Here is a 26,822-nt window from a genome sequence, read left to right as displayed (position 1 = left end):
AGCACTACAAAAATATAATAAAACTACATTACTATTGAGTGGACGTACGTATATGAATACCCTAGAAAAGGTTCAAAAAAGCCTTACCCATTTTAGTAAATCTGAACGTAAAGTTGCAGAAGTTATTCTTTCTTCACCGCAAACCGCGATTCACTCTAGTATAGCTACACTTGCCAAAATGGCAGATGTCAGCGAGCCAACGGTAAACCGTTTTTGCCGTCGACTAGATACTAAAGGGTTTCCAGACTTTAAGTTACATTTAGCCCAAAGCCTAGCTAATGGTACTCCTTACGTCAGTCGCCATGTTGAAGAGGACGATAGTCCTGATTCATATACCACTAAAATATTCGAATCTTCAATGGCATCGCTAGATACAGCAAGACAAAGCATCGATACCACCGCGATTAATAAGGCCGTTGACGTCTTAACTCAAGCAAAGAAAATTTCTTTCTTTGGTCTTGGCGCGTCAGCGTCTGTTGCCCATGACGCACAGAATAAATTTTTTCGATTTAATGTTCCTGTCATCTCCTTCGACGATGTTCTTATGCAACGTATGAGCTGTATTAACAGTAATGAAGGTGATGTTGTGGTGCTAATCTCCCATACAGGTAGAACTAAGTCTCTCATTGATATAGCAAAACTCGCTCGTGAAAATGGTGCGGCTGTAATAGGCATTACCGCACGAAACTCTCCGCTTTCTACGGTATGTACACTGCCTGTCACGATGGAAGTCCCTGAAGACACCGATATGTACCTACCAATGGCATCACGTTTAGCACAGTTGGTTATAATAGATGTGCTAGCGACAGGATTCACACTAAGACGAGGTCCTCGTTTCCGTGAGAATTTGAAGCGAGTTAAAGAAGTATTGAAAGAATCTAGAATAGACAAAGATCCCATTCTGTAAGTGGCTTTCGACATGTTTTGGGACAGTTTAGCAAACGCTCTACTGTCCTTTAGTCTAATAATGTTGCAAGGGTTCACAAAATTAAAAACTTGAGATAGATCATTTTGTTCGTAATTTTACTACATTTAAGGGTATTGTCTGTTAATATAGTGTCAGAATTTTTTAAAACTTAACGGAGTATGTCATGTTCCGCAGAACCAAAATTGTAACAACTTTGGGCCCAGCCACAGACCGTGATGACAACCTACGCCGCATTATTGCTGCCGGCGCTAACGTTGTTCGCTTAAACTTTTCTCACGGTGCACCAGAAGACCACAAAAAACGCGCAGACGATACACGAGCTATTGCAAAAGAGCTTGGTGTTCATGTTGCTGTTCTTGGTGACCTTCAAGGTCCTAAAATTCGTATTTCAACTTTTAAAGATAACAAAAAGGTACAGCTGGCGTTAGGCCAAGCCTATACCTTGGACGGCGATCTTGAAAAAGGTGAAGGCGATGAGAATCAAGTGGGTATCGACTATAAGGAGCTACCAAAAGATGTCAGCCTAGGCGACATTTTGATGCTTGATGATGGTCGTGTTCAGTTGCGTGTTGAAAAAGTTGAAGGTAACAAGGTTCACACTATTGTTACTGTTGCTGGTCCTTTGTCTAATAACAAAGGGATCAACAAGCAAGGCGGCGGACTATCTGCTGCAGCATTAACTGAAAAAGATAAGCGTGACATTATCACTGCAGCTGCAATTAAAGTTGATTACCTAGCGGTTTCTTTCCCACGTAGCGGTGCAGATCTAAATTATGCGCGTGAATTGGCGCAAGAAGCGGGTAGTAATGCACTCATCGTTTCTAAAGTTGAACGTGCTGAAGCCGTTGTTTCTGACGAAGCGATGGATGATGTGATCATTGCCTCTGACGCAGTAATGGTTGCTCGTGGCGACCTAGGTGTTGAAATTGGCGATCCAGCGCTTGTAGCAGTGCAAAAGAAATTGATTAGCCGTTCTCGTCAGCTAAACAAGCCTGTTATCACAGCGACTCAGATGATGGAGTCTATGATAACAAGCCCAATGCCGACTCGCGCAGAAGTCATGGACGTTGCAAACGCCGTACTTGATGGCACTGATGCAGTGATGCTTTCAGCTGAAACGGCTGCAGGTGACTTCCCTGAAGAAACTGTTAAAGCAATGGCTGAAGTCTGTTTAGGTGCTGAATCTCACCCAAGTGTGCAGGTATCAAAGCATAGACTTGATCAACAGTTCACTACGATTGAAGAGACTATCGCACTTTCTACTATGTACGCTGCTAACCATTTAGATGGTGTTAAAGCAATTATTGCATTAACGGAATCTGGTGCGACACCGCAAATGATGTCTCGCATTAGTTCAGCGCTGCCTATTTTCGCGATGTCTCGTCATGAAGTAACTCTTGCTAAGATGGCGCTTTACCGTGGTGTTCAACCAGTCTATTTTGACTCAACGGCTCATGCTCCAGAAGCGGTTGCACAAAAAGCACTTGAAACATTAGCGGCAGCAGGTTACCTACAAAGTGGTGACATGGCGATGATGACTAAAGGTGATGCAATGGAAACTGTTGGTGGTACTAACACTAGCAAGGTTGTTGTTGTAGCTTAATTTGCTAGCCATTTAAATGGCTTGTAGGTGCCCTTTTAAAGCATGTCTGTTTATAACAGACATGCTTTTTTATTTTCATGCCTTCCGATATAAGTGCTAATACCCATGAACCTTTTATCCAAAAAAGAATCAAAAAGTTATAGCTGACTATTGACGCCTTTTGCTCATTTTCAGCTCCTAAGTCCATACGCACATGACATTGACTAGCTGGCCATTCAAACAAATAAACTACGATGAGTTATAGCGCGACCTTGCTTCCCTCATTCATAGAGTCCTACATCAGTAGTTTATACCTTAGTTGCAAGCATTTTTTGTTTTTGTCAGTCAGTTAACAGAAGCCAAAAAAAAGCCACTAAAGTGATTCAGTGGCTTTCAAAAAACACGTTACGCTCATTACATCACAACAGTCTTGATCAAATTAAAGCGCTTCGAAGTCATCGACATTTATCGCTGCTAACCTTAATTCATTTGCAACAACAAGTTGTTGATGTTCCTCTTTGCTAATTAAGTCAATTTCTAGTGCCGAGTCAAACAAGATTTGAGGCGCTAATTTTCTTGCTAAGCTGCCCTCTTTCTGAGCCTGTTTCATACGAGTAAATAGCTCTTTGCATTCATACTTAGCGATAAATGCACGCTCAACATCGGCAATACCGCTAGTATCGTTTTCGACATCTGCACATAAGAAAGTCAATCTATCCCGTGCTGGCCCTGGACGACTCATCGAATTAACCACTTCAATAGACAGCTTGTCATCAGCTTGTTTAAAGTGGTTTCCTAACGGGAAGATTAATACCCGCAGTAGACCAGCAACAATCCGATTTGGAAAATTTCGAATCGCTTCATCTAACGCTTTTGCAGCAAGGTGCAATCTAGTTGCCATCACATGCTTTACTGTAGGCAGATCTTCAAATTGACGGCCATTGTCTTCAAAAAGCTTTAACGTGGCTGATGCTAAGTAAAGCTGACTCAAGACATCGCCTAATCTAGCGCTCAACATCTCTTTACGTTTTAAATCGCCGCCAAGCATTAACATAGACATGTCAGACATTATCGCCAACGCAGCTGATAAGCGAGTCATACTTTTGTAATAACCCTTAGTATCACCACTAACAGGCGATGAAGCGAAGAAACTCCCCGTTAACGCATGGCTAAATGCGCTAAAACCATTGCGAGCGGCATAACCAATATGACCAGTAAGCAGTGAATCAAAGCGCTCTAGTCCCGCAGCTTTGTCTTCCATTCCAGCTGCTTCCATCTCTGCAAGTACATAGGGGTGACAACGCGTAGCGCCTTGGCCAAATATCATTAAACTACGGGTAAGGATATTTGCGCCTTCGACAGTGATTGAAATTGGCAGTGCAATATAGGCGTTTCCTAGGTAATTTTTAGGGCCCAGTTGAATCCCTTTTCCTGACTGAATGTCCATCGCATCATCGATGACATTTCGTCCAAGCTCTGTCATATGGTACTTAGCAATTGCAGTCACAATAGAGGGTTTGACATTAAGGTCGATACCCGTTGTTGTTAAGCGTCTCGCCGCTTCCAACTGGTAAGTATTACTGATGATCCGTGCAAGTGCTTCTTGCACCCCTTCAAACTGTCCGATCGGCATACCAAACTGTTGTCTCACCGCGCTATAAGCCGTGGTTGTTTTAGTTGCCATGTGCCCCAATGCAGTAGATAGAGCGGGCAATGAAATTCCACGGCCCGCAGATAAACACTCAACTAGCATCCTCCACCCACGACCTGCGTATTGAGGCCCACCGATAATCCAATCTAGTGGGATAAATACATCTTTACCTTGAGTGGTACCGTTCATAAAGGCTAAGTGTAATGGATCATGGCGACGACCAATTTCTACACCAGGATGATCAGTAGGAATAAGTGCGCAGGTAATACCTATCTGCTTCTGCTCACCTAGCAAACCATCAGGATCATTCATTTGAAACGCCAAACCCAATACATCAGCAACGGGGGCAAGCGTGATATAGCGTTTATTCCAGTTGAGCCTCAAACCTAAGGTTTGCTCACCATTAAACTCTTCACGACAAACAATACCAGTATCAGGTATTGCTCCAGCATCACTGCCGGCCTCTGGTCCAGTTAGCGCAAAACAAGGGATCGCTTGGCCATCTGCAAGTTTTGGCAACCAAAAATCTTTTTGTTCAGTGGTGCCATAATGAGTTAATAGCTCGCCAGGACCTAATGAGTTAGGCACCATCACGGTTACTGCAGCGCTGACACTTCTGCTGGCTATTTTGCTAACAATCGTTGAATTAGCGTAGGCTGAAAATGCACGTCCACCGTACTTTTTGGGAATTATAAGCGCAAAGAAGCCCTCTTTTTTAAAGTATTCCCACAGCTCAGGCGGTAGATCCTTTCTATTGCTGACAATGTCATAGTCGTCAATCATCGATAACGCTGTTTGAACTTGATTATTGATAAAATCTTGCTCATCCGAAGTTAGCGCTGGTTTGCCATAACTATGCAGCATCTGCCAATTCGGCTTGCCTTTAAATAGTTCTCCTTCCCACCAAACGTCACCGGCTTCCATCGCCTCTTTCTCAGTGTCCGATAAAGGTGGTAGCACTTTTTTAAAAAAACTAAATACAGGTCGCGTGATTAACTGCATTCTGATGTTCTTCACCGAAAAAATCACTGCTACAGCGATAATTAACAGTATTAATAGCGTAATAAACATAATTTCTAGTTTGCATCCTTATTAACTGGAACTGAAACCCCCGCCGACAAATAAGGGATAACTTTTCGGATAACGGCTTCTATATCATTGTGTTCGCCAAAATCTGCCTCAGCAATTTCGGTTAATGCATCTGCTGACGCCATAGTGAAAACAACGGTACCTAAGGTAAAGTGTAATCGCCAAAACATCTCTGCGGGAGGAATATGTGGTGTACTTTCGCTAACAGCCTTTACAAATAAGCTTAAATACTTGCCATAATGAGTCGTGATGAACCAGCGTAGATGGCCTTGGCTCTCGATATAACCTCTTCCTAGAAGCTGAAGGAAGGTTGTAGTCCCTTCCGCTCTTAACTTATTTAATTCAAGTAAGGGATTTACCAGAGTTGAAAAGATATCATCTAGCGAAGCATTAGCATCGGCGCTGCGAACCGCGACAATAGCATCAGCAGCAGCAGGCATGAAAACATCAAGGTAACGGGCTAGCACCGCTCTAATCAGCTCTTTCTTAGAGCCAAAATGATAATTGACTGATGCAAGGTTTACTTCAGCTTTGCTTGTTATTAATCTAAGAGAAGTTTCTGAAAATCCTCTTTCTGCAAATAGCTTTTCTGCTGCATCCAGTATTCTTGTTTTTGTATCGGAGCGATTTGCCATTCCGTTGCCTTATATTAATTCAATTTAAACACTCGTTTAAATTAAACACTCGCTTGCTTTTTGTCAAACAAAAACCCTGTTTACCTTACATATGTGCGCTATTTTCTTCATCTATGTCTCACCACTATCAATCAGCAACAAAATAAGTAAAATAAGCAACACAAAAATAACAAGGGATTTTGACAGATGAACATAACCTTTACCAAGGTTTCTAAGCTATCAGTATTGATAGCAATCTCGCTCGGTGTTGTAGGCTGTAATAAAACAGAAGCAACTGATACACCCGCTGTTGATAAAATAGCTGAAGCTAAACAGTTTATTACTGACGCTGAATCTACAATGGCTGATCTATCTATTGAGATAAATCGCTCCGAGTGGATCTACAGTAACTTTATTACTGAAGACACAGCGGCACTTTCAGCCAGTGTGTCAGAGAAGTACACCGGTACCTCTGTCAAGCTAGCAACCCAATCTGCTCAATATGCCGATTTAACATTAGATCCTGCGGACAAAAGAAAATTAAACATACTACGCAGTTCAATCGTGTTACCTGCTCCTTTAGATCCAGCTAAGAATGCCGAGCTAGCCAACATCAGTGCCCAGCTAAACGGACTATACGGTAAAGGGAAATATTGCTTTGAAGATGGACGCTGTTTAACCCAGCCTGAACTTTCTGCGATAATGGGCGAATCTAACAACCCAGAAGAACTGCTTGAAGTTTGGCAAGGCTGGCGTGAAATTTCGAAGCCTATGCGACCGCTATTCGAACGAGAAGTCGAGTTGGCAAACGAAGGTGCGCAAGATCTTGGCTATGAGAACTTATCAGAGTTATGGCGCAGTCAATATGATATGAAACCTGACGATTTCTCAAATGAATTGGACCGCCTTTGGGGCCAAGTTAAACCGCTCTATGACTCACTGCATTGTTACGTACGCGGCGAGCTTAATGAGCAATATGGTGACACAGTCGCACCAGCAACAGGCGCTATTCCAGCTCACCTCTTAGGTAATATGTGGGCCCAGAGCTGGGGCAACGTATACGACCAAGTCGCTCCGCAAGATGCTGACCCAGGATACGATGTTACTGAGTTGCTAGCTAAGCATAACTATGATGAAGTCAAAATGGTCAAACAGGCCGAGAGCTTTTTCACTTCACTCGGTTTCGAAGCATTACCAGATACTTTCTGGGAACGATCTTTGTTTGTACAGCCTAAAGATAGAGACGTAGTTTGTCATGCATCCGCTTGGGACTTGGATAACGAAGATGATATTCGCATTAAAATGTGTATCCAGAAAACGGCTGAAGATTTTACCGTTATTCATCATGAGCTTGGACACAATTTCTATCAGCGCGCCTATAAAGAACAACCATTTATCTTTAAAAACAGTGCTAACGATGGATTCCATGAAGCCATTGGTGACACAGTTGCACTATCAATTACGCCAAACTATTTAAAACAGATAGGCCTACTTGACCAAGTGCCTGACGCCTCAAAGGATATCGGTTTACTATTAAAACAAGCATTAGACAAAGTAGCCTTTTTACCTTTTGGATTAATGATCGATCAGTGGCGTTGGAAGGTATTTAGCGGCGAGATCACCCCTGAGCAATATAACCAAGCTTGGTGGGACCTACGTGAAAAGTATCAAGGTGTAAAAGCCCCAATTGCACGTAATGAGTCAGATTTTGATCCCGGTGCAAAATATCATGTACCAGGCAATGTTCCTTACACTCGCTATTTCCTCGCCCATATACTGCAATTTCAATTCCATAAATCCTTATGTGAGATTGCTGGCGATAACGGACCTGTTCACCGTTGTAGCATTTACGGCAATAAAGAAGCTGGAGCTAAGCTAAACACCATGCTCGAGATGGGACAAAGCAAACCTTGGCCTGAAGCACTAGCAGCAGTTACGGGTACCAAAGAGATGGACGCTAACGCAGTACTTGATTACTTTGCGCCATTGCAAGTTTGGTTAGATGAACAAAACAAAACGGCAAATCGCCAATGTGGTTGGTAAAAACAAGCTAAGGTATTAGCATTCAGCAAAGGCCATTTAAATCAGTTTAAATGGCCTTTTTGTTAATTTAGGTAGTAATACAGCGGCAATTTTCTAATAGTGAACTCATGTTAACTTGGCTAGGTTTACACTCTATTAGCGCGTATTAGCACCTTTGTGATTAACTTCTTGAGTTTCAATTCGCTTTTGTGCCGATTTAGTTAACATGACATAAAGCGCTCCAGTTCCACCATGATGCGGTTTGGCACTGTGAAACGCTAACACTGAGTCTATTTGAGTTAACCAAGCAACGGTAAAGGACTTCATCAAGGCTGCAATAGGTTTACTTCTGGCACCTTTACCATGAATAACCAATATACTTCGCTGCCCAAAATCTATGGCCTGCTCAATCGACTGAAACAGTACCTCTCTGGCTAAAGCAAGCTTTAATGGATGTATATCAACTTCGTTAGCAATCTTATAACCACCGCAGCTGAGCCTGTCAAACACTGCGCTTTGTACACCATCACGTTTGAAGCCTATAACCTGCTCTGGTTCAAGCGCTTTGATTTGGTCAACATCTAACGTTAATCTCAGCAAAGACTCACTGGCTTCAAGTTCTTTACGCCGCAGTAGTTGTGAATCAGTTGGATTAATACTGTTGACTGAAGCATTGGTGAGATTATTTTTCATCGGCGTCACGCCTGACATCTCATCCATAAACATTGCCATATCTTCTTCCAGCATCACCATCTCCTACCTGCTCGTTAAACTCAAATTAGTCTACTCCAGCAACACGCATAATCCAAATCGCCACGACTCAAGTGAGTACAAATACAACGAATGCAGCACTGTATTATGCTAAGCAATATCACTGTATTTTATTGTTATTTATCTACTAGTCTAAGCAAGTGCTACGAATAACCGTTTGAACTGAATTCGTTCACTTAATCGCCTTAACATTAAATCTACACACTTTGTAAAGATCTAATTCTTTTGTTCAATCATAGGGTCGATTATAGTGATGGTAGGAATTACTGTTTTGAAGCCATACATGTTTAAAAAAGCTATAAATCATTTAATGCTAGCTATTTGCCTCTATATATCGGCAATAGGTCTCGCTTTCGCTAATGATAACGAAGCGTTGAATGAACTTTATGATCACTTCAATGAAGCATTTAATGAATTAGATGTTAGCCGATTACACTCTATTTACTCCGAGGATGCGTGCTATATCCCAGAAAGCCAAGGCGAAGAGATCACCGTTGGCCGTGACAATATTGTTGAATTGTACAAAACCTTTTTTGGTAAGATAAAGCATAAAAATGCCAAAATAGAAGTCGACTTTAGAGTCATCGAAAGAAACATCGAAGGCTCAAGCGCAACGGATATTGGCTACTACCTTATTCGCTTCCATCCTTCTGTCGATGCAGGTGAACCGGTTAGCGAATTTGCGGGTAAATTCGTCACAGTGTCTAAAAAGAAAGCTGATGGTAAATGGTATTTAACCGTAGATACTAACAATAGAGCTGAAGCTTCTTTTTATTTTAATGCTAAGCCCTCATCAAACCTATATTATGGTCGGCAATTTACTGCCCTAAATAGCTTTGAAAAGCCTAAATTTGATGACCAATCCAAACAATGACCCAGTAACAGAGTGTCCATGTTGCTCAGGAAAAGACTACAAACACTGCTGTGAGCCATTACATTTAAAAAAGGTGAAAGCATCTAATCCAGAGCAGTTAATGCGCTCGCGCTTTACTGCTTTTTATTTAGGACTTTTTGATTACCTAATTGAAACTCATCACCAACAACACCTGTGCGGCTTAACAGCTCAGCTCTTAAGTGAAGGTACTCAACCTAATTGGCTTAGTTTAGACGTTATCTCTTCGTCAGAATCAGCTCTACGAGGCAAGGTGACTTTTCAAGCTTGGTTTAAAGATAATAATCAATTAGATGCCATTCACGAGAGTTCTGATTTTATAAAAGAAAATGGTAGTTGGTATTACACTGAAGGTGTCCAACATAACCCTATATATCCAAAACGAAATGAGCTATGTGTTTGTGGTAGTAAAAAGAAGTTTAAACAGTGCTGTTTATAAATGCTAATTCATCAATGAACTGGTGTTGACGACTCTTCTAGAAATTCACCAAATTCAGACACTCTCAGCGCAGGGCTATATAAGAAACCTTGAGCTTGGTGACATAGATGATCGGCTAAGAAAAGCTCCTGCTCTTTGGTTTCAACCCCTTCCGCTGTCAGCGAGATATTGAGAGCTGATGCCATAGCGATAATTGCGCTGACAATTTCACGACTTTCATGGCTAACAGTAAGATCTGATATAAACGAGCGATCAATTTTAAGCTTACTGATAGGAAATTGCTTGAGATAACGCATTGAGCTATAACCAGTGCCAAAGTCATCAATGGCAAGCCCCACCCCTAACTCTGCAAGTTCGTTACATAAATTAGTAGCAGAACGAATATCTTCCATTAATTCAGTTTCAGTAATTTCCAATATCAAGCTATGAGGTTTTAAACGATAGCGGCCTATTAACTCCCAAACCTGCTCAAACAACGTGCCGCTAAAAAACTGCCTAGCGGAAACATTAACGTGCATTGAGATATCAATTTGGCGATGCTGCCACAAATTTAACTGTTTACATGCAGCTTCAAGCACCCATGAACCGATATCAGTGATAAGTCCCGTTTGCTCGGCAATATCAATAAACGCCCCAGGGTATAACACACCTTTTTTAGGGTGATGCCATCGAATGAGTGCTTCTGCGCCGATATAAGCCTGCTTCCTCAAATCTTTTAACGGCTGGTAGTAAAGCTCGAATTGACGTCCCTTTATCGCAACCGCTAAGTCACGCTCTATCTGTGCATCATCCTTAAATGCATTCAATAAAGCAGAGTTGAATACTTGTATGGCACTACCCTGTTTATTCTTTGCATACTGCAGGGCAATATCTGCACAGGTTAGTGCCGGGAATAACTGCTCAATAGAGGCGATATCAACTGCTGCTATAGCCGGTTTAGGTTCAATTTGCTCTGTACCTATGCTAACCGGTAGTTCTAAATTATTATATAAACGCTCGATTAGGGGAGTGATGACAGTAACATCACGAGAGTCGCTAATTAAGATTGCAAATTCATCACTACCAATTCGAGCTATTTCTTCTATCTGATTAATGTCTGCGAAATGTCTAATCCGCCTGGCAACTTCTACTAGCATTAAATCGCCATTGGCATGACCGTAAGTATCGTTAAAGCGTTTAAAGCCACGAAGGTCGATGAGAACAAGATGCCCCTCTTTGGCTCTATCTAACACTCTGCCAAAATGCGTTCGATTATATAAACCGGTTAACCCGCAGCGCCAAGCCAATCGCTCCAACTCACTTTGATGTTGATGCTGCTCGGTACAGTTATCGGCATTGATTAAAGCAAAGTGATTGCCTCTTTCTGAGATGAAGCGTTTAACAGAGAGCCTCACCCAGTAGTCAGTTCCATCGCGACGAACAAGTTTAATCTCTTCTTCAGAGCTTTCCCCAGCTTTCGCTTTACTCAGCACAATTTCAGCTTCTTCTGGGAATTGTTTAAAGAATTCTAAATCTTGTACTGGCCGACCAATGATCTGGTCTTTGGGTATTTGGGTTAATACAAAATGCGCGTTATTAACGTATTCAATCGTTGATGATGCGAGGTTTACCACCATCATTATTTGATCTGACTGTTCCGTTGCAGACAAAAATAATTTTAACCGTTCGTCTTTATCGTAAGCGTATTTAGTCGCTAATGTCAGTGCAAGCTGATCAGCAACTTGGGACGCTAACTGTATTTCAGATTCTTGCCATGGCAATAGTTCGCTATTGCGCTCTAAGCTCAATATTCCCTCTAGGTGACCATTAATCCGTATAGCAACTTCTAAAGCTGCTGTTATGTTCTGTTGACGATAGAAAGGATTAAGTTCAACAAGCCGCGGATCTGATATACAGCTGTCAGATGCGATATGGCGATTAACCCTAAGCTCTTCTACAAAAGTGGGGCAATGAGATGGCAATGGGCGTGAAACGTCTGCAGAGATTGATGTGCTAAATATATTTTCAAGAATATTTGATTCTTCATTTAAACCAGAAACAACAACTCGAGATACAGCGAGCTGTTCTAAAAGCAACTCAGCAGCCAATTTAGCAGTGGCAGAAAAATCGCCACATTGCTTAGCCTCTGAGTTAACAATTTGTTCTAACAATTTCTGGTATCTATGTTTCTTCACTCGATATCCTAAAAAGCGGTAAACAAATGGTCTACCAATTGGTTTGACGCCTTCGCACCAAACCTAAATTATATTTTTTATAGTGCATTAAGATACACGAAAAGCCGTTACAGCAGCAACAATTACTGCCTTAAGTTACAAACTATTCTCTAATTGAAAGATCATTTTTTCTGCACTAAATGAGAATGTTAGCGTTAATATAAGCTCATCGCCATGAGTTGTAACGACACTACCGACCTCTTCGAAACGGTTTTTCGCTTTTTCAGCCAACTCATTCGCTAAAGTCGACGCATTTTCGCCGGTAAGTGTAAGCTCTAAAATAGTGTCGTGCTCATCAATTACAGCGCCAACATCAACAAAGCTACCACAATCATTACACGTATCATTAACTAAATCAGACTGCGCTTTTTGAATATTTTTCATGTTAACCGATTCTCAAACTAATAATTATGACTTAATTATATATCAGCTTAGAGTGTAACAAAGGGATCATTCTCAAGCTTGAGCAATTAATTCACTCATTTTTCGCTGCATTACCAACTGGTCAACGAAGTGCGTGGATTTTACGCTCTGATCAATCGCAATATTCTGGTATCGATTACGTGTATGGTTATCACAGTTAGCTAATACTTCTTCCATGTCCAGTTGCTCATTACCGCGGATCACAAGAGCCTCTTCATCCATTGCATTATTCAATCTAAAAGCTGTCACGCCACCATTTTGAAATGCTGTGCTGTTATTCGTCACTGGAGAATCAGTCGAAAGCCGTTTTATCAAAGGCTGACTTGCCCCTAGTTCAAATTTGGTACGCAGATCTTCTTGTTTGAACTCTGGTGTATGAAATTGAGCCATATCACGAGCATCTGCAGACAACAGTGATAGCAATAAAGCAAACTCACCGCGGCGATTCGACTCAACAGCACTGTTGAGACGCGAGCCTAATTGTAATTCGTTAACTAAAGGGCTAACTGCTTGCATAATGCGCTATTTGCATAAAAAAAAACCGATAAAACAACCTGTTGATAGTTAATCGACCACTTAGCAGATTACTTTAGTAATTATTTTAAATTTAAGCTTTACATGAGAAAAAATTCTGACTACTATTGCCGCCGCAATTGAGGAGGGGTTCCCGAGTGGCCAAAGGGATCAGATTGTAAATCTGACGGCTCAGCCTTCGAAGGTTCGAATCCTTCTCCCTCCACCATTTGCGCACAATTTGTAGAAAGAGATATGTGGAGGGGTTCCCGAGTGGCCAAAGGGATCAGATTGTAAATCTGACGGCTCAGCCTTCGAAGGTTCGAATCCTTCTCCCTCCACCACTTCTATCAACAAATTAAAATGTAATAAACACAGTAGGCCAATATTGTGTGCAGTAAAAAGTAAGAAAATGTGGAGGGGTTCCCGAGTGGCCAAAGGGACCAGATTGTAAATCTGATGGCTCAGCCTTCGAAGGTTCGAATCCTTCTCCCTCCACCACTTCTTAACTGCCCTTCTATATCTATTCGACGCAAGTTTCTTGATTAACTTCTTTCTCCGTTAATTTAAAAACATTCACCAGTGTTCATTTGTAACTTCGAAGTTAATCAAGTTATGAGCTATTGTTACGGTTCTAAATTTCTGATTATTATCTGTTATTGTCTCTACCATTGTGCCCTTAATTTCACTATGATTTAGCTTTCTGATCAACATCAAAGGCCTTATTGTGACTAGTTCTTGGGTAAATCAAGCCATCGAAAAAATCGATGCAGACTTTCAACGAAGTGCAGACACTCACCTAATAAAACTTGATACTCCCAATTTGAGTGGCATTGATATTTACCTTAAAGATGAAAGTACCCACCCTACTGGTAGCTTGAAACATAGACTCGCTCGTTCGCTTTTTCTTTACGCTCTATGTAATGGCTGGATTAAAGAGAACACAACAGTTATCGAATCATCTTCAGGCAGCACTGCGGTATCAGAAGCCTACTTTGCCCGCCTGCTTGGACTGCCTTTTATTGCCGTCATGCCAAGCAGTACCGCAAAGAAAAAAATACAGCAAATAGAGTTCTACGGTGGCCAATGCCATTTTGTCGATCATTCAAGTAAGATCTACGCTGAATCAGAGCGTTTAGCCAAAGAGTTAGACGGCCATTATATGGATCAGTTTACTTACGCTGAGCGTGCTACCGATTGGCGTGGTAACAATAACATTGCCAACTCCATCTTTAATCAAATGGAAAGAGAACAACACTCTATCCCATCATGGATTGTCATGAGTCCTGGCACTGGCGGCACATCTGCGACAATTGGACGCTATATTCGCTATCAACGACTAGCGACTAAGCTGTGCGTTGTTGACCCTGAAAATTCAGTATTTTTTGATTACTTTAATACAGGTAACGCTGATATCACCTGCGCCAATGGCAGTAAAATTGAAGGTATCGGTCGCCCAAGAGTTGAACCCTCTTTTATACCCGGCGTTGTCGATGAGATGCGAAAAATTCCAGATCCTGCATCTTTGGCTACCATAAACTGGCTAGAAAAAATTATTGGACGTAAAACTGGCCCATCAACAGGTACAAACCTTTACGGCGCCTTACAGCTCGCCTCGGAGATGGCAAAGAGAGGAGAGACTGGATCAATTGTGACCTTAATTTGTGACTCTGGCGAGCGTTACCTAGACACCTATTACGATGCTCAATGGGTTAAGGACAATATAGGCGACTTAACACCTTACAATGATGCGCTCACACACTTTAGTGATACAAGTATGCTTAATTGTCCGGCTAATTAAATAAGTAATAAGCATAAAAAAGCCCTTGCTTAATCTTACTCACAAGGGCTGTATTTTGTAGCGTTCGCAACGGATTAATACCGTTAACGAAAAGCCTTCATACAAATTTCGTTATTAATCGATATCTAGATACTTATGGGTTTGAATTGATAGGCGCCAATTTCTCTCTATACAAGTCTTCATCGCAAGTTCAGTCGCTCTAGACTTTTGGCTAATAGGTTGTAAACAGACCGTCTTATCTGCTAAATCAATATCGGCTAAGAGAGCATCGAGCTCATCAATATGATTGCTTGTGGCAATAGGGTGCTTAATTTCATTTGCACGCTCAAGAGCTTGTTCGAGTACCTTATAACCACCTTTCATATTGATCTTGGGTGAGACGGTAACCCAAGTATAACTGTCGCATACCACCTCAAAGGTGCCACTCGTTTCTATCTGTGTCTGATAGCCGTTTTGATGTAAGTAGCGGGTTAACTCAGACAGGTCGTACATGCAAGGCTCGCCGCCAGTGATCACTATATGCTTAGCTGTAAATCCCTTGCTCTTGAATGCAGCGACCAATTGCTCACTGGTTAACTCAGACCAACGCCCTATCGTTCCGTCAACTTGGATCACTAACTCAGGTGCGACTCGATTTTCCTCGATAACGTCCCAGGTGTGTTTAGTATCACACCAAGCGCAGCCAACAGGACAACCTTGAAGCCTAACAAAAATGGCCGGTACTCCGGTAAAATAGCCTTCACCTTGTATGGTCTCAAACACTTCATTGACTGGATAATTCATCATCTTTTCCTCGAGTTCAGCAGGGGCGCATTTATAGAGGATTTTTAACCGCGTAGCAAGTAGTTTAAATGCAAACCGCGCTGCGTTAAACTATCGCATCGCATCTCCTTATAAATTGAAGTTCTATTATTATGTCAAAAGCAATTGTCGTATTTTCTGGTGGCCAAGATTCCACGACCTGTCTAATTCAAGCACTCACCCAATATGATGAAGTTCATTGTGTAACTTTCGATTATGGGCAAAGACATAGGCAAGAGATTGAGATAGCCAAAGAATTATCTTCTAAGTTAGGTGCTAAAAGCCATCAGGTACTAGATGTTGGGATCTTAAATGATCTAACAGTTTCAGCCCTCACCCGAGATATCCCAATCGAGGAGAATAAAGACGGTAACGCAATCCCAAATACATTTGTTCCAGGCCGAAATATTTTATTTCTCACTCTCGCAGGGATCTACGCATACCAAATAAATGCCGACGTTATTATTACAGGTGTTTGTGAAACCGATTTCTCTGGCTACCCTGATTGTCGTAATGAGTTCATTAAATCAATGCAAACAGCACTGATGCAAGGGATGGATAAGCAGCTCACCATTAGCACCCCATTAATGTGGCTCGACAAAGCGGAAACCTGGGCGCTTGCAGACAAATACAATAGCCTTGAGTTAGTTCGTCATCAGACTCTTACTTGCTATAACGGATTAAAGGGCGATGGTTGTGGTACATGCCCTGCCTGTATATTGCGACAACGTGGGCTCGATGAATATTTAGCTAATTCAACAATGATCCAAGCGCAGTTAACCGCTAAATGCACAAAATAACGCCAATGGTCAGAAGCCCGTACTTTGTCGTCACATTAGTAAGCTTGCTTTGCATCACTCTATTCTCTTTAGGATTAGATGATGCTTTAGCCTATAGACGAGATAATATTCTAGAGGGTCAATGGTGGCGATTATTGAGTGGGAATTTCCTGCACACCAACTTTTGGCACTTAGCCATGAACTTAGCTGGTTTATGGGTGATAGTGTTACTGTTTGAGCAACACTACAGTGCCAAATCACTCACTCTTTTGATTATAACTTTAGGTTTAACCCAAGGCTTAGCATTACTCATATTCTTCCCAAATACACTAGGTTACGTTGGCCTGAGTGGATTATTACATGGACTTTTTGTTTATGGAGCCGTACTAGATATAAGCAAAGGTCTCAAAACAGGTTACTTATTAACTCTGGGGGTTATTTTAAAAGTGATCTATGAGCAAACATTTGGTGCCAGCCAGGAAGTAACATCACTCATTGGCGCTCGTGTTGCCACTGAGGCGCATTTAATTGGCGTAGTCAGTGGTTTTATCTGCTTAGCGTGTCTTTATGGCTTTAATCTAGTGAAGAGTAATCGATAAAAAAATAGGAGACCTCAGTCTCCTATTCGATTAAATTTCCAATTTGGCTTCTGTCACGCCTTTATAAATTGTTCACGTAATCTGCCAACTCTGTCTCTGATCGCTGCAGCCTCTTCAAACTCTAAATTCTTAGCATGTTCATGCATCTGTTTTTCAAGCTTATCGATCTCATGACTGATATCCGCAGGTTTGGCATGATAATCAGCATCACTCTCTGCGACTTGGCCTAATTTACTCGACACATTATCACTATCCCCGACATCCATAACATCGGTGATACGCTTGATGACACCCTTAGGTGTAATACCATTATCAAGATTGTACTGATGCTGCATCTCTCGGCGACGATTTGTTTCCGTAATCGCTTTATCCATAGACTTAGTGATACGGTCGCCATACAGAATAACTTTGCCGTTAACATTACGTGCAGCGCGCCCAATAGTTTGAATAAGAGAGCGCTCAGAACGTAAGAAGCCCTCTTTATCGGCATCAAGGATACAAACTAAAGAGACTTCAGGCATGTCTAACCCTTCACGGAGTAAGTTAATGCCAATAAGCACATCGAATACACCCAGTCTAAGATCACGAATGATCTCAACACGCTCAACAGTATCAATATCTGAGTGCAAATATCTTACTTTAACGCCATGTTCATCCAAGTATTCAGACAGATCCTCCGACATTCTTTTAGTTAATGTCGTGACAAGCACCCGTTCGTTAACTGCAACACGTTTACCGATTTCAGAGAGTAGATCATCAACCTGTATGCCAACTGGCCTAACTTCGATCTCAGGATCAAGAAGTCCAGTAGGCCTTACAACTTGCTCTGCAACCTCCCCCTCAGACTTGTCAATCTCATATTCACTTGGGGTCGCTGAAACAAAAATACTCTGCGGCATCAAGGCTTCAAACTCTTCAAACTTTAGCGGTCGGTTGTCAAGCGCTGACGGTAAACGAAACCCATACTCAACTAAGTTCATCTTTCGCGAACGGTCGCCTTTGTACATAGCGCCAATTTGTGGAACCGTAACGTGTGACTCATCGATGATTAGCAAACCATCCTCGGGTAAGTAATCGAGTAATGTTGGCGGACCATCGCCAGAAGCACGCCCAGATAGATAGCGAGAGTAGTTCTCGATACCAGAGCAATAGCCAAGTTCAGTCATCATCTCTACGTCATATTGTACCCGCTCAGTGATTCGTTGCTCTTCTATGAGTTTATTAAGGTCTAATAACTGCTTCTTACGTTCACGAAGTTCCTCTTTTATGTGTTCAGTCGCCGCTAAGATCGATTCTCGAGGTGTCACATAATGACTCTTAGGATAAACAGTAATACGGGCGATACGCTTCATGATGTGACCTGTTAGCGGATCGAATAAACTCAAACGCTCAATTTCATCATCGAAAAGCTCTACTCTAATTGCATGCTTGTCAGAATCTGCAGGAAACACATCAATCACTTCACCACGAACACGATACGTACCACGCTGCAGTTCGATATCATTGCGCGTATACTGCAGCTCACTAAGTCGTTTGAGCATATCGCGCTGATCCATTATTGCACCTTCTCTAAGGTGCAATAACATTTTCATATAGGACTTAGGATCCCCCAAACCATAAATCGCCGATACTGATGCAATCAACACCACGTCTTTACGTTCTAATAATGCTTTAGTGGCAGACAAGCGCATCTGCTCAATATGTGCATTGACAGAAGCGTCCTTTTCAATAAACGTCCCTGTTGAAGGCACATAGGCTTCAGGTTGGTAATAATCGTAGTAAGAAACGAAATACTCTACGGCGTTGTGAGGAAAAAACTCTTTCATCTCACCATAAAGCTGTGCCGCCAGTGTTTTATTAGGTGCCATTATTATTGTGGGACGCGACATTTTTTCTATTACATTGGCAATAGTAAAGGTTTTGCCAGAGCCAGTTACCCCTAACAAGGTTTGGCTTGCCAAACCAGACTCTAAACCATCAACGAGTTGATTAATGGCTGTCGGCTGGTCGCCAGCAGGTTTATACTGGGATTCCAATTGAAATACAGATTCAGACACTAAGTTAAGCTTCCTCATTTTTCTTGGATGTATTTTACCCTATTTGAACATTCAGATGGGGCTATGCGCTAAAATTATGTTGAGTCTCACTATCGACCATATTAAAACATTACAAATAACCAAAAAATATGCCACAAACCTCCCACCTTTAGGCTAACCGAAGCATTCGCCTATTTTCTAATTTGCGATGACAATAGACAATAAGTTTTACCCAACATGGCAAAATGACTTGATCAACAGATGTCCCTATAGCGAATTAATATGACAGTTTCTGTTTCTTCTGGTGAAAGTTTGTGACAGCGCAACAATCAATAGCTTAGGACACCGCCTTGCCTTGAACTTGCCTAAACATGGCACTTTAATTCACAATCCAGCTACATTAGCTGGTTACAAATTAGCAACAATTTGATGAAAGGCAGAAATTAACTGTTGATTTTTGCATCAATATGTTTTTAAACAATAAAAAAAAATCTTGGCAAAATTGTGCATTTTAAGCTCAAGCCCCTATACATAGGCGTTTGCAACAGATTTTTTCACTTAACCCACAGGCTTATCCACAGATTTAGTGGATAACTCATCTAAGCCTTGCTATAGCGGGACTTTTAACCAACCCTGCTACTTTAGTATGACAGACAAAGATATTGTAATTTTATTACATTTGAAACTATTGTACCGTCCACAACTTGCACACTTTCACTCTACCTTACTAAAAACTAATCGAAAACTACGATTAACTCATATACTTGCATTCTAACTGCTCACTTAATGTAAAATATGGTGCATTCGTCACCATGATGCACATTTGATGAACACTTAACCCTATAAATCCACTTTTTTTCCATTGTCGAGTTGACTCAGTTGTAAGAGCGATTTAATATGCGCTCCGTCTTCAACGAGACGTAACTTATTCGATTCCCCTGTAGTTCAGTTGGTAGAACGGCGGACTGTTAATCCGTATGTCACTGGTTCGAGTCCAGTCTGGGGAGCCAAAGTTTAAGTTAATCAGATATTTATCTGAAATTATAAAAGAGCAATTCCCCTGTAGTTCAGTTGGTAGAACGGCGGACTGTTAATCCGTATGTCACTGGTTCGAGTCCAGTCTGGGGAGCCACTTTTATATAAACAGCTAAATATTGATAAAAAATGCAATTCCCCTGTAGTTCAGTTGGTAGAACGGCGGACTGTTAATCCGTATGTCACTGGTTCGAGTCCAGTCTGGGGAGCCAATTTTTTATCAACATTTAATAAATAAAATGCAATTCCCCTGTAGTTCAGTTGGTAGAACGGCGGACTGTTAATCCGTATGTCACTGGTTCGAGTCCAGTCTGGGGAGCCACTTTATTTATAATTAGATTTATGCGATTCCCCTGTAGTTCAGTTGGTAGAACGGCGGACTGTTAATCCGTATGTCACTGGTTCGAGTCCAGTCTGGGGAGCCAATCTAATTAAGACATGTTATAGGTAACAAACGATTCCCCTGTAGTTCAGTTGGTAGAACGGCGGACTGTTAATCCGTATGTCACTGGTTCGAGTCCAGTCTGGGGAGCCAATCTAATTCAGCATTTCAGCATTTCAGCATTTCAGCATTTCAGCATTTCAGCATTTCAGCATTTCAGCATTTCAGCATTTCAGCATTTCAGCATTTCAGCATTTCAGCATTTCAGCATCATTCCCACTAAATAAAAATTACTCAAGTGAAGCAACTGATAATAAATTCAAAACCTGTTTATAATGGCCGTTGATAAAAAGTTTCTGCACTATCACTGTCTTCTATAAACGTGAATGGACTCAATATGACCAGTTTCCGATATTTTCAGCTTTTTTTAGTGTCTATTTTCTGTGGATTAACGTTCGTTACATACACAGTTAATCGAGCCGACATATTAACATACAGCGAAAGTACACTAGCGCAGTACGTTTCGAGTATTGATGCTGCAACTAGCTGGCAAGACGATGGTAAGGCTTTATACCTAAGCCTAGATAAGCAGTTCTCTTTTCAATTTTTCCAATATATAGATAGTAATGACAGTGATAAAAGCTACACCCATGGCCGATTACTCTCTCAGCATGAAGATATCATTAGTGAACTGTTTCAAATAGATATTCCATACACGCAATCTTTAGAAAACGGTCGATTACAAGTAAGACTCTCTATTGGTAACACCTTTTCACAGACTGTTATAAAGTTTAAAAAACAACTGATACTCATATGGACCACATTTTTGCTTATCAGTGTTTTCAGTTTTGCGCTTACTTTGCGCCAAGCCAAAAAGTTACGATACAGCGCCAAACTGATAGAAGATCTCCCGAATTTTGATTTCCACTCAATACAAAAGTCTAAGTTGAAAGGAGAATTCAAACCTCTAACGACAGCTATAGAGTCATGTCAGCATAATTTGAAAGCAGAAATTGATAAACTCACCGATGCCAATGAAAAGCTGTCAAGAGCAGCATTTCAAGATCCAATAACAGGTTTTGGAACCCGCGCGAAATTCACTGAAAAACTAAATGATATTTGCTCACCCAATAGCCAACAGTTCGGTGTACTTGCGATGGTAAAGGCCACTGAGCTTGGTGCTATAAACCAATTACATGGTCGTGAGGCTGGAGATGATTACTTAACCCGTATCTCAAATCACATTAGAAAATCGTTAGTTAAGTCTCCTAATGCTTATTGTTACCGGATCTCGACAGCAGATTTCGCGCTCATATTACCCGACGTTACGCTTAAAGAAGGTACAAGTATTATCGAACAGGTAAAGAATGCATTCGATGAGTATCAGCAAAACTTGGGAACCGATTCCGTTGCCTATATTGGATTATGCCCCTACCTACAAAATAGCGACCCAGTTTCTTTAATGACGCTAGCGGATACCGCTGTGAGCATCGCTCAAACATTAGGTCCTAATAGTGTACATGTACTTCAAAGGCTCAAAGGTGATGAGCTATTTGGAGACAGCAGATGGAAAGTCGCTATCGATGACATAGTAAAACGCAGCGCAATCAAATTTTATGCCCAGCCTATTCGCCCTTGTAGAAATGATGTGGAGTCCTACCGAGAACTACTATCTCGATTTTATAATGACCAAGGAAAATTTCTCCCCACAACAACCGTCATTGCAATGGCAGAACGTCACGGAATGAGCGAGGAACTCGATAAGCTCGTCATCTTAAAAACCCTGAGTATGCTCAATGAAACGCCATCAATGTCAGGTTTATTTGGCATAAATATATCGGCATCGTCTGCAAACCAAGAGAGTTTTGTCGCTTGGCTTAAAAATGTATTAGTTCGTCAGCGTCACATAGCAGCCAGATTAGTTTTTGAAGTCAATGAGTCAGGTATGCAAACTAATTTGTCCGCTACTTATCATTTTATTAATGAAATCCACAGTGTTGGAGCACGTGTCTCTATTGAACGATTTGGCCTAGGTTTCACCTCTTTTAAGTTTTTCAAAGATGTTCGACCAGACTTTATCAAATTGGACGGTAGCTATACCCAAGGGATAAATTCAGACGCCCACAACCAGTTCTTTGTCAAAATGATTATTGATATAGCAAGAAAGCTCACTATCCGAGTGATTGCCACAGGTGTAGAAAATCAAGAGGAAAAGCTGGCAATGGAGCACCTGTTAATGGACGGGCTTCAAGGCTACTACATCGCAAAGCCAACTCCTTTATTAACAGTAAGTAACAGTGAAAAAGCAGAAATAGTGCTTTAAATTCACTCACTAGAAACCAAATTCATTTGTCCCTGCTTTCTTTGTGTTGTTTATGACGGCGGAAAAGCCGATAATAGCGATAAGATTGTCTAAAAAATGAATTGAGATGAGTGAATATCTCCTGTTATTGGTCGGCACTGTGCTGGTCAACAACTTTGTATTAGTTAAATTTCTTGGTTTATGCCCTTTTATGGGGGTATCGAGCAAACTTGAGTCTGCTATTGGCATGTCAATGGCGACCACTTTTGTGCTGACCTTAGCATCTATTCTTAGCTACCTCGTGAACCAGTACCTGCTGTTGCCATTTGATCTTGGCTACCTCAGAACAATGAGCTTTATTCTAGTCATTGCCGTCGTTGTTCAATTTACTGAAATGCTAGTACAGAAAACCAGCGCATCATTACATCGCGCATTGGGCATTTACTTGCCACTGATTACGACAAACTGTGCGGTACTAGGTGTTGCTCTACTCAATATTAATGAAGACCATAACTTTTTCGAGTCTGCGATATTTGGTTTTGGTGCTGCCGTTGGGTTTTCCTTAGTCTTGATCCTATTTTCAGCTATGCGTGAACGGCTTGCGGCTGCAGATGTTCCAGCGCCGTTTAAAGGCGGAGCCATTGCCATGGTAACCGCAGGTCTAATGTCTCTCGCATTTATGGGCTTTACAGGATTGGTTAAATAAACATGTCAGGTATTGTTATCGCAATTGTTGTCCTCACGATACTCGCCCTTGTCTTTGGTGTATTACTTGGCTTCGCGGCCGAAAAGTTCAAAGTAGAAGGTAATCCACTCGTTGAACAAGTCGAGGCACTACTGCCGCAAACTCAGTGTGGCCAATGTGGCTATCCAGGCTGTAGACCCTATGCAGAAGCTATTGCCAACGGCGACAAAATAAATAAATGCCCACCAGGTGGCACAGCTACCATGGAAAAGATTGCTGACTTGGTTGGCGTCGATCCCGAACCTTTAAATGCGACAGAAGAAGTACAAGAGAAAAAAGTCGCATTCATACGCGAAGATGAATGCATTGGTTGTACTAAATGCATTCAGGCTTGCCCTGTGGACGCCATATTAGGTTCAGGTAAGCTAATGCATACCGTTATCACGGATTATTGCACAGGATGCGATTTGTGCGTTGCTCCCTGCCCCGTCGATTGTATTGACATGCTACCGATAGAACAAACAACTAAAACATGGGATTGGCAGCTCAATGCCATCCCAGTGAAACAAGTGCAAGAGGAACCGCAGTGCTAACTTTATTAGAACAAATTGATAAAGGAACCATTTGGCGCTCCCATGGCGGTATCCATCCACCAGAATTAAAAGCCTTATCCAATAGAACGGCTATCGAGAAATTGCCCTTAGCTAAGCAATTTATTTTACCGATCCCGCAAGTTGGCGACACTGCCCTGCTAACTATCACAGCTGGCGAACGCGTACTAAAGGGACAAACTCTAACAGCTGGGACTAACTTTACTCATTGTCCTGTGCACGCGCCTACATCTGGCACTATCACGGCAATAAAACCTATGCCAAGTAACCATGCGTCAGGTTTACCAGTGTTAAGCTGTATTTTAATCGCCGATGGCAAAGATGAAGCAATAGAAACCCATACGAGTGAGATTTCGAAATTAGATAATCAGCAGATCTTAAAAAAAATCCAAGACGCCGGTATTGCTGGTCTTGGTGGTGCGGCGTTTCCCACTCACATAAAACTGCGACCCGCTAGCGATATAGAACTTGTGATCATCAATGGCATCGAGTGTGAGCCCTATATCACCTCTGACGATAGACTGATGCAAGAGTACAGCGATGAAATTATTTCAGGCATCGCGATTATTGAACGTTTATTGACGCCAAAGCGCATTATTATCGCCATAGAAGATAATAAACCAGAAGCATTCGAAGCGATGCAGCATTCACTGAATCGAAGTGAACTGTCTAGCGACAAAACTCGAATAACCAGTGTACCAACTAAATATCCTTCAGGTGGAGAAAAGCAATTAATTCAAATCCTAACGGGGCAAGAGGTGCCATCAGGTGCCATACCTGCGCAATTGGGAATGTTAGTGCAAAATGTTGGAACGGCCTACGCTATTCAGGATGCTGTAATTAATGGGCAGCCGCTGATTTCAAGAGTCGTCACTGTAACGGGGCAAAATAGTGAAAAGCCAGGTAACTACTGGGTTCCGATTGGTACTCAGATTGACTATGTACTGCAAACTAATGGCTTTAAAGGCAAGCTTGAACAGGACAAAGTCATTATAGGTGGCCCTATGATGGGGCATTCATTGCCAGATATAGCAGCTCCAGTGCTCAAAGGCACTAACTGCATTCTACTGCCAAGTAGTGACGAAATAGCACCTGAGCAACCAGAAATGCCATGCATCCGTTGTGGTGAATGCGCTGTGGCCTGCCCAGCACTGCTCTTACCACAACAATTATTTTGGCATGCCCAGGCACAAGAATATGATAAAGCAGCCAGCTTCAATCTCAATGATTGTATTGAGTGTGGTTGTTGTAGCTATGTCTGTCCTAGTGATATTCCATTGGTGGAATATTACCGTGTCGCGAAATCAGCACTTCGCACACAGTTAGAAGAAAAGAAACAAGCCGATTTTGCTAAACAACGTTTTGATGCAAGACAGCAGCGCTTGGAAGATGAAAAAATAGCCCGCGAAAACAAAGCTAAAGAAGCCGCCGAGCGCCGTAAAAATAATATGACCGGCACTGATAAAAATGCGGTCGCGGAAGCGATGGCACGGATCAAAGCCAAAAAGGCTGCGGATGCATCCGCAGATACCTCCTCTACAACACCTGCTCAAGATAAAAAAGCACAAGTCGCTGCAGCTATAGCACGCGCAAAAGCTAAAAAGTCATTGTCGTCAGAAGCAACAGCCATATCGGCAGACACAACCGATGTAGTTGACGACAAGAAAGCTAAAATAAACGCAGCGATCGCAAGAGCTAAAGCCAAAAAGGCAAAACAGGCCGCCTCTGCAGACTCAGGACTTACCAGTGAACCGAGTAACACTGTAGCAGTCGATGATAAAAAGGCTAAAGTAGCCGCAGCTATCGCACGCGCCAAAGCTAAAAAGCAAGCTCAGGCGGGTAATGGTGAACACAATCAACACACGAATGCAGCCGTTGCTAGTGAAGCAACGGCTAGCGAATTTAAAGTGCAAACTGACGTTCCTCAGTCTGCAGAAGAGATTAAGAAAGCGCGTATCGCCGCAGCAGTAGCCAAAGCTAGGGCTAAAAAAGCGCAAATAGCAGACAGTGCTGAATCAACTCGAGTTGATGCTGTAGAGACTGATGTAGAAAAAGAGAGCGAGTTGAACTCACAAGCTGACGTTACTCAGTCGCCTGAAGAGATAAAGAAAGCGCGTATCGCTGCAGCAGTAGCCAAAGCTAAGGCCAAAAAAGCGCAATCAACAGGCAGTGCTGAATCAACTGAATCAACTGAATCAACTGAATCAACACAAATTGATGCAGCAGAGAGTAGCCAGCAGAGCTCTCAAACTGACGTTCCTCAGTCTGCAGAAGAGATTAAGAAAGCTCGTATCGCCGCAGCTGTAGCCAAAGCGAAAGCCAAAAAGGCACACACATCTGACAATGTTGAGACAGTTCAAACAGTTGCAGCAACGCCTAGCGATGTAATCTCGCAAGCTGACGCTCCGCAGTCGCCTGAAGAGATTAAGAAAGCGCGTATCGCCGCAGCAGTAGCCAAAGCGAAAGCCAAAAAGGCACACACATCTAACAATGTTGAGACAGTTCAAACAGATGCAGCAACGCCTAGCGATGTAATCTCGCAAGCTGACGCTCCGCAGTCGCCTGAAGATATCAAAAAAGCCCGTATCGCCGCAGCGGTGGCAAAAGCGAAGGCAAAAGCGAAGGCAAAAGCTAAACTGGAAGAGAAGGAATAA

At 42.0% G+C, this 26,822-nt stretch carries 20 protein-coding genes and 9 tRNA genes; 21 read left to right on the top strand and 8 right to left on the bottom strand.

Features of this window, described 5'->3' with window-relative positions; all coding sequences use genetic code 11:
* Positions 1-52: 52 nt before the first annotated feature.
* Together L2730_RS15660 and pyk are read left to right on the top strand one after the other, a co-directional pair.
* On the top strand, positions 53-907 hold the full coding sequence (locus tag L2730_RS15660) for a MurR/RpiR family transcriptional regulator (RefSeq protein ID WP_020912492.1): 855 nt from the start codon (positions 53-55) through the stop codon (positions 905-907).
* A gap of 184 nt (positions 908-1,091) precedes the next feature.
* Positions 1,092-2,531, top strand: a complete 1,440-nt coding sequence (gene pyk / locus L2730_RS15655; RefSeq protein WP_020912491.1) for a pyruvate kinase — start codon at positions 1,092-1,094, stop codon at positions 2,529-2,531.
* 418 nt (positions 2,532-2,949) lie between these two features.
* Here the strand turns inward: pyk and L2730_RS15650 are convergent, their stop codons facing one another.
* Together L2730_RS15650 and psrA are read right to left on the bottom strand one after the other, a co-directional pair.
* Positions 2,950-5,232 (bottom strand): acyl-CoA dehydrogenase, encoded by a 2,283-nt coding sequence (locus tag L2730_RS15650; RefSeq protein ID WP_248975437.1) that lies wholly within the window; start codon positions 5,230-5,232, stop codon positions 2,950-2,952.
* Between the two features lie 5 nt (positions 5,233-5,237).
* Entirely contained in the window at positions 5,238-5,885 is a 648-nt protein-coding gene (gene psrA, locus L2730_RS15645; protein ID WP_248975436.1) for a TetR family transcriptional repressor PsrA, read from the bottom strand.
* Between the two features lie 186 nt (positions 5,886-6,071).
* Between psrA and L2730_RS15640 the strand changes: the two genes are divergently transcribed.
* On the top strand, positions 6,072-7,907 hold the full coding sequence (locus L2730_RS15640; protein WP_248975435.1) for a M2 family metallopeptidase: 1,836 nt from the start codon (positions 6,072-6,074) through the stop codon (positions 7,905-7,907).
* A 135-nt stretch (positions 7,908-8,042) separates the two neighbouring features.
* Here the strand turns inward: L2730_RS15640 and smrA are convergent, their stop codons facing one another.
* On the bottom strand, positions 8,043-8,633 hold the full coding sequence (smrA, locus tag L2730_RS15635; RefSeq protein ID WP_248975434.1) for a DNA endonuclease SmrA: 591 nt from the start codon (positions 8,631-8,633) through the stop codon (positions 8,043-8,045).
* Positions 8,634-8,940: 307 nt separating this feature from the next.
* Here smrA and L2730_RS15630 point away from each other — a divergent pair, with 307 nt between their 5' ends.
* Positions 8,941-9,531, top strand: coding sequence for a YybH family protein (locus L2730_RS15630; RefSeq protein ID WP_248975433.1), 591 nt, complete (start codon positions 8,941-8,943; stop codon positions 9,529-9,531).
* Positions 9,512-9,988 carry a YchJ family protein gene (locus L2730_RS15625; protein WP_248975432.1) on the top strand — a complete coding sequence of 159 codons (477 nt, stop codon included), beginning with the start codon at positions 9,512-9,514 and terminating at the stop codon, positions 9,986-9,988. The genes L2730_RS15630 and L2730_RS15625 overlap by 20 nt, the downstream gene beginning before the upstream one ends.
* An 11-nt stretch (positions 9,989-9,999) precedes the next feature.
* Here the strand turns inward: L2730_RS15625 and L2730_RS15620 are convergent, their stop codons facing one another.
* The 3 genes from L2730_RS15620 to L2730_RS15610 form a co-directional block, all read right to left on the bottom strand.
* Positions 10,000-12,162: a putative bifunctional diguanylate cyclase/phosphodiesterase gene (locus L2730_RS15620; protein WP_248975431.1), complete on the bottom strand. Its 2,163-nt coding sequence runs from the start codon at positions 12,160-12,162 to the stop codon at positions 10,000-10,002.
* 135 nt (positions 12,163-12,297) lie between these two features.
* The gene (locus L2730_RS15615) at positions 12,298-12,585 is read right to left on the bottom strand and encodes a DUF406 family protein (RefSeq protein ID WP_248975430.1); all 288 of its coding nucleotides are present in this window, start codon (positions 12,583-12,585) and stop codon (positions 12,298-12,300) included.
* A gap of 72 nt (positions 12,586-12,657) precedes the next feature.
* Positions 12,658-13,140, bottom strand: coding sequence for a VC2046/SO_2500 family protein (locus L2730_RS15610; RefSeq protein ID WP_248975429.1), 483 nt, complete (start codon positions 13,138-13,140; stop codon positions 12,658-12,660).
* Between the two features lie 141 nt (positions 13,141-13,281).
* On the opposite strand from L2730_RS15610, the gene L2730_RS15605 reads away from it, so the two are divergent.
* From L2730_RS15605 to L2730_RS15590, 4 genes are all read left to right on the top strand, one after another.
* Positions 13,282-13,366 (top strand) — tRNA-Tyr (locus tag L2730_RS15605).
* A 30-nt stretch (positions 13,367-13,396) separates the two neighbouring features.
* Positions 13,397-13,481 (top strand) — tRNA-Tyr (locus L2730_RS15600).
* 72 nt (positions 13,482-13,553) lie between these two features.
* Positions 13,554-13,638 (top strand) — tRNA-Tyr (locus L2730_RS15595).
* Between the two features lie 226 nt (positions 13,639-13,864).
* Entirely contained in the window at positions 13,865-14,938 is a 1,074-nt protein-coding gene (locus L2730_RS15590; RefSeq protein WP_346347828.1) for a PLP-dependent cysteine synthase family protein, read from the top strand.
* A 114-nt stretch (positions 14,939-15,052) separates the two neighbouring features.
* Here the strand turns inward: L2730_RS15590 and queE are convergent, their stop codons facing one another.
* On the bottom strand, positions 15,053-15,721 hold the full coding sequence (gene queE / locus L2730_RS15585) for a 7-carboxy-7-deazaguanine synthase QueE (protein WP_248975460.1): 669 nt from the start codon (positions 15,719-15,721) through the stop codon (positions 15,053-15,055).
* Between the two features lie 131 nt (positions 15,722-15,852).
* Between queE and queC the strand changes: the two genes are divergently transcribed.
* Positions 15,853-16,539, top strand: a complete 687-nt coding sequence (gene queC, locus L2730_RS15580) for a 7-cyano-7-deazaguanine synthase QueC (protein ID WP_248975428.1) — start codon at positions 15,853-15,855, stop codon at positions 16,537-16,539.
* Entirely contained in the window at positions 16,527-17,117 is a 591-nt protein-coding gene (rrtA, locus tag L2730_RS15575; RefSeq protein ID WP_428848461.1) for a rhombosortase, read from the top strand. Before queC ends, rrtA begins: the two co-directional genes overlap by 13 nt.
* Before the next feature lie 53 nt (positions 17,118-17,170).
* On the opposite strand, the gene uvrB is transcribed toward rrtA, so the two are convergent.
* The gene (gene uvrB, locus L2730_RS15570) at positions 17,171-19,174 is read right to left on the bottom strand and encodes an excinuclease ABC subunit UvrB (RefSeq protein ID WP_346347827.1); all 2,004 of its coding nucleotides are present in this window, start codon (positions 19,172-19,174) and stop codon (positions 17,171-17,173) included.
* A gap of 913 nt (positions 19,175-20,087) precedes the next feature.
* Between uvrB and L2730_RS15565 the strand changes: the two genes are divergently transcribed.
* The 10 genes from L2730_RS15565 to rsxC all read left to right on the top strand — a co-directional run bounded on the left by L2730_RS15565 (position 20,088) and on the right by rsxC (position 26,822).
* Positions 20,088-20,163, top strand: a tRNA-Asn gene (locus L2730_RS15565).
* A 46-nt stretch (positions 20,164-20,209) separates the two neighbouring features.
* A tRNA-Asn gene (locus L2730_RS15560) sits at positions 20,210-20,285 on the top strand.
* A gap of 39 nt (positions 20,286-20,324) precedes the next feature.
* Positions 20,325-20,400 (top strand) — tRNA-Asn (locus L2730_RS15555).
* A gap of 34 nt (positions 20,401-20,434) precedes the next feature.
* Positions 20,435-20,510, top strand: a tRNA-Asn gene (locus L2730_RS15550).
* A 27-nt stretch (positions 20,511-20,537) separates the two neighbouring features.
* Positions 20,538-20,613, top strand: a tRNA-Asn gene (locus L2730_RS15545).
* 34 nt (positions 20,614-20,647) lie between these two features.
* A tRNA-Asn gene (locus L2730_RS15540) sits at positions 20,648-20,723 on the top strand.
* A 244-nt stretch (positions 20,724-20,967) separates the two neighbouring features.
* On the top strand, positions 20,968-22,893 hold the full coding sequence (locus L2730_RS15535; RefSeq protein ID WP_248975426.1) for an EAL domain-containing protein: 1,926 nt from the start codon (positions 20,968-20,970) through the stop codon (positions 22,891-22,893).
* Positions 22,894-22,999: 106 nt separating this feature from the next.
* The gene (rsxA, locus tag L2730_RS15530; protein WP_020912475.1) at positions 23,000-23,578 is read left to right on the top strand and encodes an electron transport complex subunit RsxA; all 579 of its coding nucleotides are present in this window, start codon (positions 23,000-23,002) and stop codon (positions 23,576-23,578) included.
* A gap of 2 nt (positions 23,579-23,580) precedes the next feature.
* Complete coding sequence (gene rsxB / locus L2730_RS15525) at positions 23,581-24,150, top strand: electron transport complex subunit RsxB (RefSeq protein WP_248975425.1); 570 nt, start codon at positions 23,581-23,583, stop codon at positions 24,148-24,150.
* Positions 24,144-26,822 carry an electron transport complex subunit RsxC gene (gene rsxC / locus L2730_RS15520; RefSeq protein ID WP_248975424.1) on the top strand — a complete coding sequence of 893 codons (2,679 nt, stop codon included), beginning with the start codon at positions 24,144-24,146 and terminating at the stop codon, positions 26,820-26,822. Before rsxB ends, rsxC begins: the two co-directional genes overlap by 7 nt.

This window comes from Shewanella kaireitica, assembly GCF_023284045.1.
In the GTDB taxonomy this organism is placed as follows: domain Bacteria; phylum Pseudomonadota; class Gammaproteobacteria; order Enterobacterales; family Shewanellaceae; genus Shewanella; species Shewanella kaireitica.
This window is presented reverse-complemented; position numbering and strand designations above follow the sequence as displayed.

What these genes read in the sequence shown, in the direction of transcription:
- L2730_RS15615 (WP_248975430.1), bottom strand. Translation starts at nt 12,585, where the DNA reads ATGAAAAATATTCAAAAAGCGCAGTCTGATTTAGTTAATGATACGTGT.
- rsxA (WP_020912475.1), top strand. Translation starts at nt 23,000, where the DNA reads ATGAGTGAATATCTCCTGTTATTGGTCGGCACTGTGCTGGTCAACAAC.
- L2730_RS15660 (WP_020912492.1), top strand. Translation starts at nt 53, where the DNA reads ATGAATACCCTAGAAAAGGTTCAAAAAAGCCTTACCCATTTTAGTAAA.
- psrA (WP_248975436.1), bottom strand. Translation starts at nt 5,885, where the DNA reads ATGGCAAATCGCTCCGATACAAAAACAAGAATACTGGATGCAGCAGAA.
- L2730_RS15625 (WP_248975432.1), top strand. Translation starts at nt 9,512, where the DNA reads ATGACCAATCCAAACAATGACCCAGTAACAGAGTGTCCATGTTGCTCA.
- pyk (WP_020912491.1), top strand. Translation starts at nt 1,092, where the DNA reads ATGTTCCGCAGAACCAAAATTGTAACAACTTTGGGCCCAGCCACAGAC.
- queE (WP_248975460.1), bottom strand. Translation starts at nt 15,721, where the DNA reads ATGAATTATCCAGTCAATGAAGTGTTTGAGACCATACAAGGTGAAGGC.
- L2730_RS15650 (WP_248975437.1), bottom strand. Translation starts at nt 5,232, where the DNA reads ATGTTTATTACGCTATTAATACTGTTAATTATCGCTGTAGCAGTGATT.
- L2730_RS15640 (WP_248975435.1), top strand. Translation starts at nt 6,072, where the DNA reads ATGAACATAACCTTTACCAAGGTTTCTAAGCTATCAGTATTGATAGCA.
- L2730_RS15630 (WP_248975433.1), top strand. Translation starts at nt 8,941, where the DNA reads ATGTTTAAAAAAGCTATAAATCATTTAATGCTAGCTATTTGCCTCTAT.
- smrA (WP_248975434.1), bottom strand. Translation starts at nt 8,633, where the DNA reads ATGCTGGAAGAAGATATGGCAATGTTTATGGATGAGATGTCAGGCGTG.
- rsxB (WP_248975425.1), top strand. Translation starts at nt 23,581, where the DNA reads ATGTCAGGTATTGTTATCGCAATTGTTGTCCTCACGATACTCGCCCTT.
- rrtA (WP_428848461.1), top strand. Translation starts at nt 16,527, where the DNA reads ATGCACAAAATAACGCCAATGGTCAGAAGCCCGTACTTTGTCGTCACA.
- queC (WP_248975428.1), top strand. Translation starts at nt 15,853, where the DNA reads ATGTCAAAAGCAATTGTCGTATTTTCTGGTGGCCAAGATTCCACGACC.
- L2730_RS15535 (WP_248975426.1), top strand. Translation starts at nt 20,968, where the DNA reads ATGACCAGTTTCCGATATTTTCAGCTTTTTTTAGTGTCTATTTTCTGT.
- L2730_RS15610 (WP_248975429.1), bottom strand. Translation starts at nt 13,140, where the DNA reads ATGCAAGCAGTTAGCCCTTTAGTTAACGAATTACAATTAGGCTCGCGT.